Below are 12,734 nucleotides of genomic sequence, written 5' to 3'. Positions count from 1 at the left end.
GTAGACCTTAGGAACTGCTTCTGATGGTTTCACTTATTGTTCACTCACTCTTTCCAATTCGGGCAAGCTCACGGGTTTTTTCTTTTATTTCCTCCGGATCTGCCTTCAATCTCGCAACACCGGTCTCCATGGCAGCTTTTGCAACGGCTGCAGCTACTGCAGGAGCGACGCGCGGATCAAACGGTCCCGGAATGACATAATCCTCATGGAGATCAGCCTCAGCAATAAGTTCGGCAATCGCATGAACAGCTGCCACCTTCATCTTTTCATTGATATGTGTAGCTCTAACGTCGAGTGCACCACGAAAAATCCCAGGGAATGCCAGAACATTATTAACCTGGTTAGGGAAATCGGATCTTCCTGTACCAACTACTGCAGCTCCAGCTGCTTTTGCTGTATCAGGATGAATTTCCGGATTCGGGTTAGCCATAGCAAAAATAATCGGATCTCGATTCATCGATTTCACCATATCACTGGAAAGAGCATCCTGGGCAGAAACACCAATAAACACATCGGCACTTGCAATGACATCCTGCAGACTTCCAGATTGGTTATCTCTATTTGTAAACTTAGCTACTTCTGATTTCACTGCATTCATTCCTACAGGACGGCCTTCATAAATAGCTCCTTTTGTGTCACACATGATAATATCACGTACACCAAAGCTATGTAAAAGCTTAATAATCGCAATTCCTGCCGCTCCTGCACCGTTTGCAATCACCTTTATTTCGGACATCTTTTTGTTGACAATCTTCAATGCATTTAACAAACCCGCTGCCGTTACAATGGCCGTTCCATGCTGATCATCATGAAAAATGGGTATATTCGTTTCTTTCTTTAGTCTTTCTTCAATGACAAAGCAATTTGGCGCTGCTATATCCTCAAGATTTATACCACCAAAATTAGGCTCTAGTAGTTTGACTGTTTCAATAATCTTATCAACATCTGTTGTATTTAAGCAAATTGGGAAAGCATCGACACCAGCGAAGCTTTTAAATAATACAGCCTTTCCTTCCATAACCGGAAGTGCTGCTGAAGGTCCAATATTACCAAGACCGAGTACGGCTGTTCCATCTGATACAACGGCAACCATATTTCCTTTCATCGTATATTCATAAACCGAATCCGGTTTATCATATATTTCTTTACATGGTTCTGCTACCCCAGGAGAGTATGCTAAACTTAGATCCTTTGCATTTAACACCTCTACTTTTGATTTTGACTCTAACTTACCTTTGTTTACTCGATGCATATGCAAAGCTTCTTCTCTTAACGTCACCTTTCCCACTCCTCAATCCAATTCATATCTTTATGAAACAGGCCGGCATTTCTTTTTTTGGTGGCAATTATCATACATCTAATATTTTAAGTTAGTTCCTACTGGTCTGACCAGTTTCTTTTTTACAATATAACATATCTTAATGACTTGTAAAGGAGTAGAAAGATTGTTACTTCAAAAATACGTTTTCGGTGCCAACCATTCTTTTCAGTTCTTCTAGGCAGGTAGTTGTTGGATTAATATACAGTTGTTCTTCTAATCGAATCATTTTTTTCGTACTTTCATAATAAATAACAACACTGACTATCCCAGGATATCTCTTCAGAACCCCTTTTAAAGTCTGCAGCTGTTCTACTGTTTCCAGTTCTTTGATGATTTTAATAAATAACGTTGACGGTTGATTTTGTAAAGGAGCCACTGCTGCTGCAATCTCTTGCCCGGTTTTAATTACAAACTGTGTTTTCCCTTGTCTTTCTTCTGCTTTTCCTTCAATTACAAGAATCTTTCCTTGCTGTAAAATTGGTGAGATCTTCTTAAATATGTTAGGAAATACAACAGCCTCCATCTCTCCACTGGAATCGCTGATTGTTAAAAAAGCCATCTGCTCGCCTTTTTTGGTCCGAATTTTTTTTATTTCACCGATATAGACAACAGCTTTCCTATTTGAATTTGGAAGGGCTGAACCAAATAAAGAATGTACCTTCAAGGCAGGAAAATATTTCTCGTATACGGATACAGGATGGTTGGATAAATAGAAACCAAGCACCTCTTTTTCCATTCGAAGCTTATCCTCATCACGCATCGGCTCAACAGTCGTATACTTAGGCCTTATGGTCAATTCAATATGTGAAAATAAATCCCCTTGCTGACCTTCAGTTGGTTTTACCAGCTGCGCATGTTCTAAGGCGACATCTAGGCTTGCTAATAATACAGCTCGATCCTCGCCAAACTCGTCTAGACTCCCTGCATAGACTAAAGCTTCTAGTGTTTTGCGATTGACAACTTTTGATGATACCCGGATGCACAGGTCAAAGAGGTCAACAAATCCTTTTTCTTTACGGGCACGCATGATTTCAGTCAGGGCTGCAATTCCGACTCCCTTTATGGCACCAAGACTATAACGAATTCCATCTTTTTCTGCGAGAAAAGAATAACCGCTTTTATTTATGGAAGGCGGAAGAAGAGGAATATTCAGCGTCTTCATTTCTCTTAAATATTGAGCAATTTTCATTTCATTGCCCGTAACAGACGTTAAAAGAGCAGCAATAAAATGGATCGGATAATGCGCTTTTAAGTAGGCAAGCTGATAAGCGATAAAACTGTAGGCAACAGCATGGCTTCTATTAAAACCATAATTGGCAAACCTTACGATTAAATCATAAATGTCATTGGCTGTTTTTCGTTCATAGCCTTTCCGTTCAGCTCCCTCAATAAAATGCGCCCTTTCCCTGTCAAGTACATCCTTTTGCTTTTTACTGACTGCCCTTCTTAAAAGGTCAGCTTCACCAAGAGAAAATCCAGCTAGCTTAGCAGCAATCTGTATGATTTGTTCCTGGTAAACAATGACTCCGTACGTATTTTCGAGAATAGGTTCTAAATCAGGGTGAGGATAGACCACCTTTTCACGTCCGTGTTTACGATCAATGAAATGGGGGATATTTTCCATCGGTCCCGGACGATACAAGGCATTGACAGCTACAATATCCTCGAATCGATTAGGTTTTAACCTGATTAAAACATTCCGCATTCCTTCAGATTCTAATTGAAATACACCAGTCGTCAAACCTTTGCTTATTAACTGATAGGCTGCCGGATCGTCCATCGGGATATTATTAATATTTAATTTTATACCGGTTTTACGATAGATAGACTTCAAAATGGAATCAATTAAAGAAAGGTTTCGTAACCCAAGAAAATCTATTTTCAAAAGGCCGAGCTCCTCTAGATGCTCCATTGTATACTGAGTTAAATAAATGTCTTCATGCCCCTCTTGAATTGGAATCACATCGACAAGGGGCTGTTCACTAATTACAACTCCTGCTGCATGGGTGGACGTGTGTCTCGGCAGTCCTTCCAACTTTAAAGCCGTTTCAAATAGATTTCGCTGCTGGTTTGATTCATTGACAAAATCTTTTAATAATGGGGACTCATTGTAGGCTTCCTTGAGTGTAATGCCCGATTTTCCAGGAATCATCCTAGAAAGCCTGTCTAGTTCTTTGGTATTTAACCCAAATACTCTGCCAACATCCCGAAGAGCAGCTTTTGCTGCTAATGTACCAAATGTAATAATCTGCGCTACATGAAGCTGGCCGTACTTTTTAGCAACATATTGAATCACTTCATCACGGCGGTGGTCTGGAAAATCGATATCAATATCCGGCATCGAGATCCTTTCCGGATTGAGAAAACGTTCAAAGAGAAGATGATGTTCAATAGGATCAACATCCGTAATATATAGTGTGTATGCGACCAGTGACCCCGCAGCAGATCCCCTGCCCGGACCCGTTAGGATTCCTGCTTCTCTTGCAAATCTCATAAAATCCCAAACAATAAGAAAATAATCACTGAACTGCATTCTCTTGATAATCGCTAATTCATATTGAAGGCGTTTTTTTACTTCTTCTTCAGGTGATTCATATCTTTCATGAAGTCCTCTCCAGCACATTTCCTCCAGTAACACTTCCGCTGACTGACCTCTTTCTGTTGGGAATTTAGGCAGTTTTGTTTTATGAAGCTCGATCATGACATTACAAGCTTCCTCGATTCTCAGCGTATTTTCTAACGCATCAGGGATTTCTGTATAAAGCTCAATCATTTCTTCAGGTGTCTTAAGATCATAATGATTGCTTTCAAGCCGCTCGCGATTTTCATCCTGTAATTTGCTGCCATTTTTGATCGCAAGTAAACATTCATGAGCAAATGAATCTTCTTTCTGTAGGTAATGCACTTGATTTGTTGCAACAAGCTGTACCTGATAATCATTAGCTAGTTCAATAAGATTTTGATTGATCTTTGTTTCAGAAGGAATGTGATGATTTTGCAGACTAATATAGAAAGATTCTCCAAATAAACTTTTATATAAGTTCAATACCTTCACAGCTTTTGTGATATCTTCATCTAGCAAAGCTTGCTCTAGTTCCCCATCCTTACCGGGCGTTAAAGCAAATAATCCATCAGCATAATGCTTCAGCCATTTAACAGGAATCCCAGACAAGGATTTCGTTTGTATGCTGCTCGTTATTTTAAGCAGATTTTGAAATCCAATTTGATTTTTTGCTAATAATACAAGCGGAAAAGCAGATCCCACTTGTTCTTCACTAAGAACATCTGCTGTTAGTCCAATTATTGGCTTAATTGAATGTTTCATACATTCTTTATAAAAACTTACTGCGCCGTACATGACGTTACGATCTGTTAAAGCCAGTGCTCTGTACCCTTTTTTCTTTGCATCAAGCACAAGCTGTTCAACAGTTGCTGTACTTGTTAACAAGCTAAAGGCACTATACACATGAAGGTGAATAAAAGACACGTACATTCACTTCCTTAAAAGTCTTATGAGAAGACTATTTTCTATATTTTTTAAGTAATTACTTATCTATAAAGGGATCTGCTAAACTATGTTGTTGATTTTCGTTCCGGACACTTCGCGCACCTTAGGGCGACCGCCGAGTGCACGACACTCCGTGTCTCCAGGGTCTCTTCTTTATTGCTTCTCCCGCAGGACATTGAATTACTTCCTCGAGTCTGCCCACGCACGAGAAAATTCGATAGAATTTTCGAGGAGTCTACGTGCCCTCCACTACAATCAACAAGGGCCAAAAATCAACAATTCCCTCTAACATAGCCTTTTTATATAAAAATCAGTTATATCATCTGTACATATTATTATAGAGTTTTCCTAGTAAAAAGAAAGTATGTTCTCTTTTTTCCTGCTTTGAGGTAACATAATTCTGATATCTTGTCCATATGTTTAATTATGAGGTAATTAATCAAATAAGGATGGGATTACATGCAGGATCAACCCTTTTTTTCTCTTTTCTTACAAAGCTATTTTATCGCACTTGGCGTTTTAATCGGCGGATCCCTTATTGGAGGCATGGCGGCCTTTTTAACTGGAAAACCGCCCTTAACGGAAATCTATCGCATCTCAAGCATGATCCGGATCTGGGCGATTGTCACTGCCATCGGCGGTACTTTTGACGCTGTATATACCTTTGAAAGGGGATTTTTAGAAGGTGAAACAAAGGACCTATTTAAACAATTCCTTCTAATCCTCTCTGCATTAGGGGGCGCACAAACAGGTTCTTTGTTTATTACTTGGCTTACCCAGGAGCATACAACGCTATGAGAATTCCACCTTATTATCGAAAGCCCACCTGGCAGCAATTTTTTGCAGGCATGGTGATAGGTGGAGTGGTAAGCTGGTTTATATTTTTATTTATTTATGGAGAATGGCAGGAAGAATATAGTAAAGAAATCCAAACACAAAAGGATGAAATAGCTGATTTAAAAAACGAAAAGACGATTTGGCAGGAAGAGTTTAAAAAAATAAATAAAGAAAGTAAGGCCAAACTTACTATTCAATCCATTTATATAAAAATAAAGAATAAAGAAAAATACCATCTCGATCAGCTAAGTGTATTTGAAATAGAGGAGCAGGTAAAGGAAGACATCCGGATGATGATGGCAAAGGATATTGATACAGTCTATAACAGCCGTGAGTTAATTAAAAAAATTATTGAAAATAAAACGGTCAAAATAACGGATAAACGTTATAAATTAAAAGTAACCGAAATGACAATTTACACAACACTTTCAATAGAGCTCGAGATTACCATTTCAAATTAGAAAATATGCCCGGTTTAAGACCGGGCATATTCCTCACATATTGCCTCCACTTCTTGGATCACCTGTTCCGCATCATTCCAAGAATAGATAGATGCTCCGGCAGCTTTTGGATGGCCGCCTCCTTTATAGTTGCGGGCAATGCCATTTATTACCGGACCTTTTGAACGAAGTCTGACCCGGATTTGATCCACTTCCTCAATAAAGAAGACCCAAGCAATGATCCCTTGAATATTTCCTAGTGTACTAACGAGCAGAGAAGCTTCAGAAGGCGTCGCATCATATTGTTTCAGCAAGTCTTTTGTCATTTTGACAAAAGCAACCCCGTTATGACCAGTTGCAAAATTTTGTAGAATATACCCATTGAGTTTCACAATATTGGGTTTTAAATTGTACATCCCTTCATATAACTCGGTACGGGAAAACTGATAATGGATGAGCTCGCCAGCAAAGGCAAATGTTTTTTCCGTTGTACTAGGGTATAGAAAACGTCCTGTATCACCGACAATCCCGGAATAGATTAACCGTGCTGCCGCATCTGACATTTGTAATCCTTTATCTTTTCCATAAAGATAAAATTCATAGATTAATTCACTAGTTGAGCTCGCATTTGTATCTACCCACAATAAGTCGCCATATGGATCCTCATTGGGATGGTGGTCAATTTTAATCAGCATATCCCCAAGCCCATATCTATTGTCGTCTATACGAGCTTCATTTGCCGTATCACAAACAATCACAAGGGCGCCATTATATGTATCATCCGGTATATCATTTAGACGTCTTAAAAATTGAAGTGATTCTTCTTCTTTTCCAACTGTATAAATTGACTTTTCCGGAAATGACGCCTTTAAAACCTCCGCTAACCCGCCTTGTGAACCATAGGCATCCGGGTCAGGACGAACATGACGATGAATAATAATTGTATCATATTTTTTTATAGTCTGAAGTATTTGCTCTTTCATGAGTGTCACCTTCTCTTAAAGTAGATACTTAATTAATAGCATAAGTAATCAAGAAGAAAAAGAAATATAATTCATTTTTTTAACATTTTTCAGTCAAAATCGTTTACTATAGAAATAGTAATTTTAAAATGGGGGATAGAGGAAAATGCCTATTTTGGTAATGCTTATTGTTATTTCACTAGCATTTTATCTTTTCTACAAAACAAAGTATTTCCGGACAAAAGTGTCAGCCGAAAAACAGTGGATTTCAGCAAAAGGAAGTATCGCACTAGGATCCTTCATAGCTTTATTCGGCATCAATCAGCTTTTTCTATTTCAAACTACTGTCACGTATATTGTAGCTGCTGTTTTTATTATTCTGGGTATCATCAATGTTATGGGCGGAATAAAGGCCTATAAATATTTCCTGCCTCTAGCTATTCAAGAGCTTCAGGAAACGAAGCATGTCTGATAATGAAGCGACGGAGCTAAGGGCTCCGTCGCTTTTGGTTTTAATGTCTGTCTATTAATTGACATGTGAGCATTGCTTTTCCAACCAATACCCCTTCATTAAAGACTTCAATATCCACTTTCCCAAATTTACGGCCAACTTCCAGCACTTTAGGATAAATTTCAAGCATGCTGTCCAACTGTACCGGCTTGAGGAAATAGGTGGTCATATTTTCTACAACAAGATCGCCCTTTTTATAGCCTCTTAGTACCCGATTTGCTGCTTCAGAAACAATCGTTGTAAATACGCCGTATGAAATCGTTCCATGATGGTTTGTCATTTGCGGGGATACTTCAAAGCGATATACATCATCACCTTTTGTTTTCCCCTTCATCATACTAATTTGGTTGGTAATAATATCATCAATCGTTTCACCAACCTGTGGCTGCCGCTGAATCATTTGTAATGCCTTCAAAACATCTTGACGGCTAATAATTCCTTCAAGCTTATTTGCATCGTTTACAACCGGCAATACCTCAATGCTTTCCCATACCATCATATGGGCAGAAGAAGCAACACTCGTCTTCTCGCCGACAGTCATTGGATTTTTAGTCATGATTTTTTCAATTAAGGTATCGTTATCATGACCAATGACATCTTTTGAAGTAACCATTCCTAGTACCTTTAAATTTGTATCTGTCACAGGGAAACGGCTATGCTCAGTTTCCTGATTTAACAAATACCAATCGTTAATTGTGTCGGTTATTTTTAAATAGTGGGTTTTTTCGAGCGGTGTTAAAATATCCTCAACGAGAATGATTTCCTTTTTGATTAATTGATCGTCGATCGCACGATTAATCATCGTAGCTGTCGTAAAGGAATCATAGCTGCTTGAAATGACAGGCATGCTTAGTTCATCGGCTAGTTTCTTAACGTCTTCGTTCGTATCAAAGCCGCCTGTAATTAATACAGCTGCCCCTGCCTTTAACGCCAGTTCATGTGCATTTACCCGGTTTCCGACGATCAAAAGACTTCCCGCATCAATATAACGCATCATCGCATCTAATTGCATGGCACCGATTACAAACTTGTTCAATGTTTTGTGAAGACCTTGCCTGCCGCCTAGAACCTGACCATCCACAATATTTACCACTTCAGCAAAAGTAAGCTTTTCAATATTGTCTTTTTTCTTTCTTTCAATCCGAATCGTACCGACTCTTTCAATTGTACTAACATACCCTTTATTTTCTGCATCTTTAATCGCTCTGTACGCTGTCCCTTCACTTACCTCTAATGCCTTGGCGATTTGCCTCACTGATATTTTTTCACCGATTGGTAATTCATCTATGTGTTGAAGTATTTGCTCGTGCTTCGTAGCCAAGACTCTCACCCTCTACTTAATTTCAGTTTCCCTAGTATATATAGTCTTATTATAAGGGTCTCAGCCAGCTGTTTCAATTAAATGACCTTCTCTGTTTCAATTTATTCATAATTTCTGTATTATTGGTAAAAACGTGCTTTGATTCTTTTTCTTTTATTACCAGCAGACTGTTGCTTTTTTTTCTTTATCGGTGTGTATAACAGACCAGTTAAGTTTCCAGCTATGACCATTAAGGCTAAGGCAAGCCAGAATAAAGAAAAGAGACCTTCTGCCCCTCCTGCCGAAATGGATAATCGGGGAACAGCATAATAAAGAAGCATCCCGCTTGCCAGTAAACATAATAAATAACGATTTCTACTCAATCCATCCACCCCTTTTCTATTACTATTAATCTATGCGAACAAGCTGAAAAGTAGTCATCACTTAAAAAAAAATCGTGTGAATCCACGGTTCACACGATTATGCATTGGTTATAATTCAATCCCTTCACCAGGATTTAATATTTTTCCATTGTTATGTTCAAGCAGTAAGATGAATTCCTGCGGGTCCTGTTGAATAACAGGAAATGTATTATAATGCATCGGTACAATGGTTTTTGCCCCAAGAAGTTTCGCAGCATAAGCAGCATCTTCCGGTCCCATTGTGTAATTATCTCCAATCGGAAGAAATGCTACGTCAATAGAATGACGGTCACCGATTAATTTCATATCGGAAAATAAAGCAGTGTCTCCCGCATGATAAATTGTCTTTCCTTCCGCCGTAAATAAAATACCAGCTGGCATTCCGCAGTATATGATTTCTTTATTTTCTGTTTGAAGACCAGTCCCGTGAAAGGCCGGAGTCAGCTTTACCTTTCCAAAATCAAATTGATAGGAACCGCCGATATGCATTCCATGAACACGTAATCCCTGCCAGCTTAGATAGGTAGAAAGTTCATCGTTGGCAATAACAAGAGAATCATTTGCTTTTGCTAATTGAATCGTATCACCAACATGATCGCCATGACCATGAGTGACCATAATAACATCAGGTTTTACCTCTTCATCTTTTAAATCGGTTAAACCATTCCCAGTTATAAACGGATCAATTAAAATCGTCTTGCCGCCAGTTTCAATTTTAACAACTGAATGACCATGATAGGTTATTTTCAAAATACCCACTCCTTTTTATACTATAATGAAATGTTTAACCCAAAATGAGCCAGTTGAATCGGTCCATGATAAATTTCTGCCGCTTCTTCCTGTAGCTGCTCAAGTCTCCCGTAATGAGGCAAATGAGTTAATACAAGCTGTTTTACATTTCCTATTTTAGCTAATTTCCCTGCGTGTAAGCTAGTCATATGCCCTGCGTTTGAACCATCCTGATCACCATAGAAATTACATTCACACAGCAAAAGGTCTGCTTCTTTAGAAAATGGAATCAATTCATCCTTAAAAGCTGTATCCGCTGTATAGACTACAGTTTTTCCTCCAGATTCAAACCGCATCGCAAAACACTCAACCGGATGTTTCGTGCGTAAAAACCGAACATCAAATGGACCCAGCTTCAAAAGTTCATCTGACTGATACGAAACACCCTTCGTAATATTTTTATATGTTAGTTTAGCAAACTCTTGCTGATTAAATGGGTGAGCGTAAATAGGCAAACACTCCATCTTTTCGCCTAAAAAACCTTTAATAAGTCTTGCATGCTGCAGGACTCCGATATCTGCAATATGATCAGCATGATAATGCGAGATTACTACCGCATCAAGCAGTTCCGGCTGAACAATATTTTGCAGTTTTGACAGTACACCGCTGCCACAATCAATTAACACACGAAATCCATTATGTTCAATTAAATAACCTGCACTTGCTTCATTTACTTTCGGATATCCTCCCCATGGGCCTATTACAGTTATCTCCATAATACTCAATCCTCTCTCTAGTTTATATCACTATATTCTATTATTTGTATTATGAATTTAAGTTATTAGATATTTATTAATATTTCCATATTAATAAAATTGTTTTAAAACAGTCGTTGACAAAAATCGTACTGTTATATTACAATTAAGACACGAAATTGATTGAAAGTTACGAATTGGAGGGGACATCATGGTAAAGAATATCATTGAATTTTTCAGAAATCTACCAGCTAAAAAATGTGTTGAGTGTGGAAAGGAAATCGAGGAGCAGGCTGATTGCTACGGCAACAAATGCGACCATTGTATGGGCCTTCATGACCTATAAAAATTTACATTAGATGATCTATCATAGACTAAAGCTAATTTACTAGTTTAACAGATTACTATATCTTGGATTCTGTTGTATAATACAAGCCAAAGAATTTTGGCTTTTTTCTTTGTGTAAAAAAAAGAAACTGCCCAATTAGCAGCTTCTTCCTTACTTATATCGTCATTTTTACTTCTTTAGATTCTATTTCTTGAAGATACTGCAGCACGTTCGAAACAGCTTCCTCACCTTGCTTGATACAATCTGGAAGTCCTACTCCATTAAACGAACTCCCTGCAAGAAAAATGCCGGGAAGTTGTTCTTTCATTCCTTTTATGACTTTTGCAATTCTTTCCTGATGACCGACAGTATACTGCGGCATTGCATGTGTCCAGCGGGATACTACAGCAAGCTCGGGATCGGTAGTGATCGAAATCGTTTTAGACAAATCGAATAATACATTCGCCACTATTTGATCATCTGATAAGTCCACAATCGCTTCGCCTCCTGTTCTACCAACAAAACAACGGAGCAACACCTTTCCATCCGGTGTTGTGTGCGGCCATTTTTTGTGCAGCCAGGTACAGGAAGTAATCGTATAATCACTATTTCGAGAAATAAGAAATCCGGTACCGTCAATATCCTTTTTGACAGCTTCCTTTGAGAATCCTAGAGCAATTGTAGCAACGGATGTTGAAGGTACTTCCTTAAACATTTGAAAAAACTCATATTCTGGAAATATATGATAAACGGTTTGATGCGGAACAGCCATGATCAGACTATCTGCAGCAAGGACTTCTCCGCCGTTCAATTCAATTTCGTATCCTTTAAGCTTTTTCCGCACCTTTTCCACCCTAAAACCCAGCTTAATGGAATCCGGCTCAAGCTTTGCCGTTATGGCATCTGCAAACGACTGCAATCCTGTCTCAAATGCCAAAAAAGCTCCTTTATTCTTCTTTGGTGATTCCTTCGGTCTAGGAGGAGTACTTTTTTTCATTCCAATAATCAAACTTCGATACTTTTTTTCCACCTGATAAAAATGAGGAAATAGGGTCATTAAACTCATTTTATCGATATCACCCGCATAGATACCAGACAAAAGCGGTTCAATTAAATTCTCGACCACTTCATCCCCCAATCTGCGGCGAAAAAAGCCGCCAAGAGACTGATCATTCTCTGCATGAGAGCGAGGCAGGATCAAATCAGCTGCTGCCCGTAATTTCCCGGGGATAGAAAATAACTTTGTTGTCATAAACGGTCCTATCTCTGTTGGAATGCCCATAATGGACCCGCCTGGAATCGTATGCAGCTGGTCATTTGCTAAAATATAGGTAGTACCTGGAATATTATGAACTAACCGATCTGCCATTCCTACTTCATTAGTTAACCGAATAGCTTTTTCTTTCGTTTCTAAAAAAGAATCAGGGCCTCTTTCAATTATATATCCATCTTTCTTGTAAGTCTGCATTTGACCGCCAAGGCGATGTGATGCTTCAATCAGTTTAACAGTATATGGTAAATGGTTTTCCCGCACCTCTTTTTGCAAATAATAGGCTGCTGTTAAACCAGTAATTCCTCCACCAATAATGACAATCTGTTTTTTACTATCTGACATCTTTCA

Annotated in this window: 12 protein-coding genes; 4 read left to right on the top strand and 8 right to left on the bottom strand. The window is 38.7% G+C overall.

Annotated features, from left to right (window positions below; translation table 11 throughout):
• Positions 1-40: 40 nt before the first annotated feature.
• Entirely contained in the window at positions 41-1,279 is a 1,239-nt protein-coding gene (locus R4Z09_RS05735; protein ID WP_338451383.1) for an NAD(P)-dependent malic enzyme, read from the bottom strand.
• A 169-nt stretch (positions 1,280-1,448) separates the two neighbouring features.
• Positions 1,449-4,808 carry a DNA polymerase III subunit alpha gene (dnaE, locus tag R4Z09_RS05730; protein WP_338451382.1) on the bottom strand — a complete coding sequence of 1,120 codons (3,360 nt, stop codon included), beginning with the start codon at positions 4,806-4,808 and terminating at the stop codon, positions 1,449-1,451.
• A gap of 480 nt (positions 4,809-5,288) precedes the next feature.
• Here dnaE and R4Z09_RS05725 point away from each other — a divergent pair, with 480 nt between their 5' ends.
• Positions 5,289-5,627: a YtrH family sporulation protein gene (locus R4Z09_RS05725; protein WP_150438163.1), complete on the top strand. Its 339-nt coding sequence runs from the start codon at positions 5,289-5,291 to the stop codon at positions 5,625-5,627.
• Positions 5,624-6,127, top strand: coding sequence for a sporulation membrane protein YtrI (gene ytrI, locus R4Z09_RS05720; RefSeq protein ID WP_338451381.1), 504 nt, complete (start codon positions 5,624-5,626; stop codon positions 6,125-6,127). Before R4Z09_RS05725 ends, ytrI begins: the two co-directional genes overlap by 4 nt.
• Before the next feature lie 14 nt (positions 6,128-6,141).
• Here ytrI and R4Z09_RS05715 read toward each other — a convergent pair whose 3' ends face one another.
• Complete coding sequence (locus tag R4Z09_RS05715) at positions 6,142-7,089, bottom strand: bifunctional oligoribonuclease/PAP phosphatase NrnA (RefSeq protein WP_338451380.1); 948 nt, start codon at positions 7,087-7,089, stop codon at positions 6,142-6,144.
• A gap of 145 nt (positions 7,090-7,234) precedes the next feature.
• Here R4Z09_RS05715 and R4Z09_RS05710 point away from each other — a divergent pair, with 145 nt between their 5' ends.
• Positions 7,235-7,540 carry a YtpI family protein gene (locus R4Z09_RS05710; RefSeq protein WP_338451379.1) on the top strand — a complete coding sequence of 102 codons (306 nt, stop codon included), beginning with the start codon at positions 7,235-7,237 and terminating at the stop codon, positions 7,538-7,540.
• Positions 7,541-7,580: 40 nt separating this feature from the next.
• On the opposite strand, the gene R4Z09_RS05705 is transcribed toward R4Z09_RS05710, so the two are convergent.
• From R4Z09_RS05705 to R4Z09_RS05690, 4 genes are all read right to left on the bottom strand, one after another.
• Positions 7,581-8,900 carry a CBS domain-containing protein gene (locus R4Z09_RS05705; RefSeq protein WP_338451378.1) on the bottom strand — a complete coding sequence of 440 codons (1,320 nt, stop codon included), beginning with the start codon at positions 8,898-8,900 and terminating at the stop codon, positions 7,581-7,583.
• A gap of 119 nt (positions 8,901-9,019) precedes the next feature.
• Positions 9,020-9,271 (bottom strand): hypothetical protein, encoded by a 252-nt coding sequence (locus R4Z09_RS05700; RefSeq protein WP_338451377.1) that lies wholly within the window; start codon positions 9,269-9,271, stop codon positions 9,020-9,022.
• Positions 9,272-9,370: 99 nt separating this feature from the next.
• Entirely contained in the window at positions 9,371-10,051 is a 681-nt protein-coding gene (locus R4Z09_RS05695) for a metal-dependent hydrolase (protein WP_338451376.1), read from the bottom strand.
• Positions 10,052-10,071: 20 nt separating this feature from the next.
• On the bottom strand, positions 10,072-10,806 hold the full coding sequence (locus tag R4Z09_RS05690; protein WP_338451375.1) for an MBL fold metallo-hydrolase: 735 nt from the start codon (positions 10,804-10,806) through the stop codon (positions 10,072-10,074).
• Between the two features lie 190 nt (positions 10,807-10,996).
• On the opposite strand from R4Z09_RS05690, the gene yhfH reads away from it, so the two are divergent.
• Positions 10,997-11,131, top strand: coding sequence for a protein YhfH (yhfH, locus tag R4Z09_RS05685; protein WP_338451374.1), 135 nt, complete (start codon positions 10,997-10,999; stop codon positions 11,129-11,131).
• 157 nt (positions 11,132-11,288) lie between these two features.
• On the opposite strand, the gene hemY is transcribed toward yhfH, so the two are convergent.
• Positions 11,289-12,728 carry a protoporphyrinogen oxidase gene (hemY, locus tag R4Z09_RS05680; RefSeq protein ID WP_338451373.1) on the bottom strand — a complete coding sequence of 480 codons (1,440 nt, stop codon included), beginning with the start codon at positions 12,726-12,728 and terminating at the stop codon, positions 11,289-11,291.
• Between the last annotated feature and the right edge of the window lie 6 nt (positions 12,729-12,734).

This window comes from Niallia oryzisoli (assembly GCF_036670025.1).
Classification (GTDB): domain Bacteria; phylum Bacillota; class Bacilli; order Bacillales; family Cytobacillaceae; genus Bacillus_BD; species Bacillus_BD oryzisoli.
This window is presented reverse-complemented; position numbering and strand designations above follow the sequence as displayed.

What these genes read in the sequence shown, in the direction of transcription:
- R4Z09_RS05725 (WP_150438163.1), top strand. Translation starts at nt 5,289, where the DNA reads ATGCAGGATCAACCCTTTTTTTCTCTTTTCTTACAAAGCTATTTTATC.
- ytrI (WP_338451381.1), top strand. Translation starts at nt 5,624, where the DNA reads ATGAGAATTCCACCTTATTATCGAAAGCCCACCTGGCAGCAATTTTTT.
- R4Z09_RS05715 (WP_338451380.1), bottom strand. Translation starts at nt 7,089, where the DNA reads ATGAAAGAGCAAATACTTCAGACTATAAAAAAATATGATACAATTATT.
- R4Z09_RS05710 (WP_338451379.1), top strand. Translation starts at nt 7,235, where the DNA reads ATGCCTATTTTGGTAATGCTTATTGTTATTTCACTAGCATTTTATCTT.
- R4Z09_RS05690 (WP_338451375.1), bottom strand. Translation starts at nt 10,806, where the DNA reads ATGGAGATAACTGTAATAGGCCCATGGGGAGGATATCCGAAAGTAAAT.
- yhfH (WP_338451374.1), top strand. Translation starts at nt 10,997, where the DNA reads ATGGTAAAGAATATCATTGAATTTTTCAGAAATCTACCAGCTAAAAAA.
- hemY (WP_338451373.1), bottom strand. Translation starts at nt 12,728, where the DNA reads ATGTCAGATAGTAAAAAACAGATTGTCATTATTGGTGGAGGAATTACT.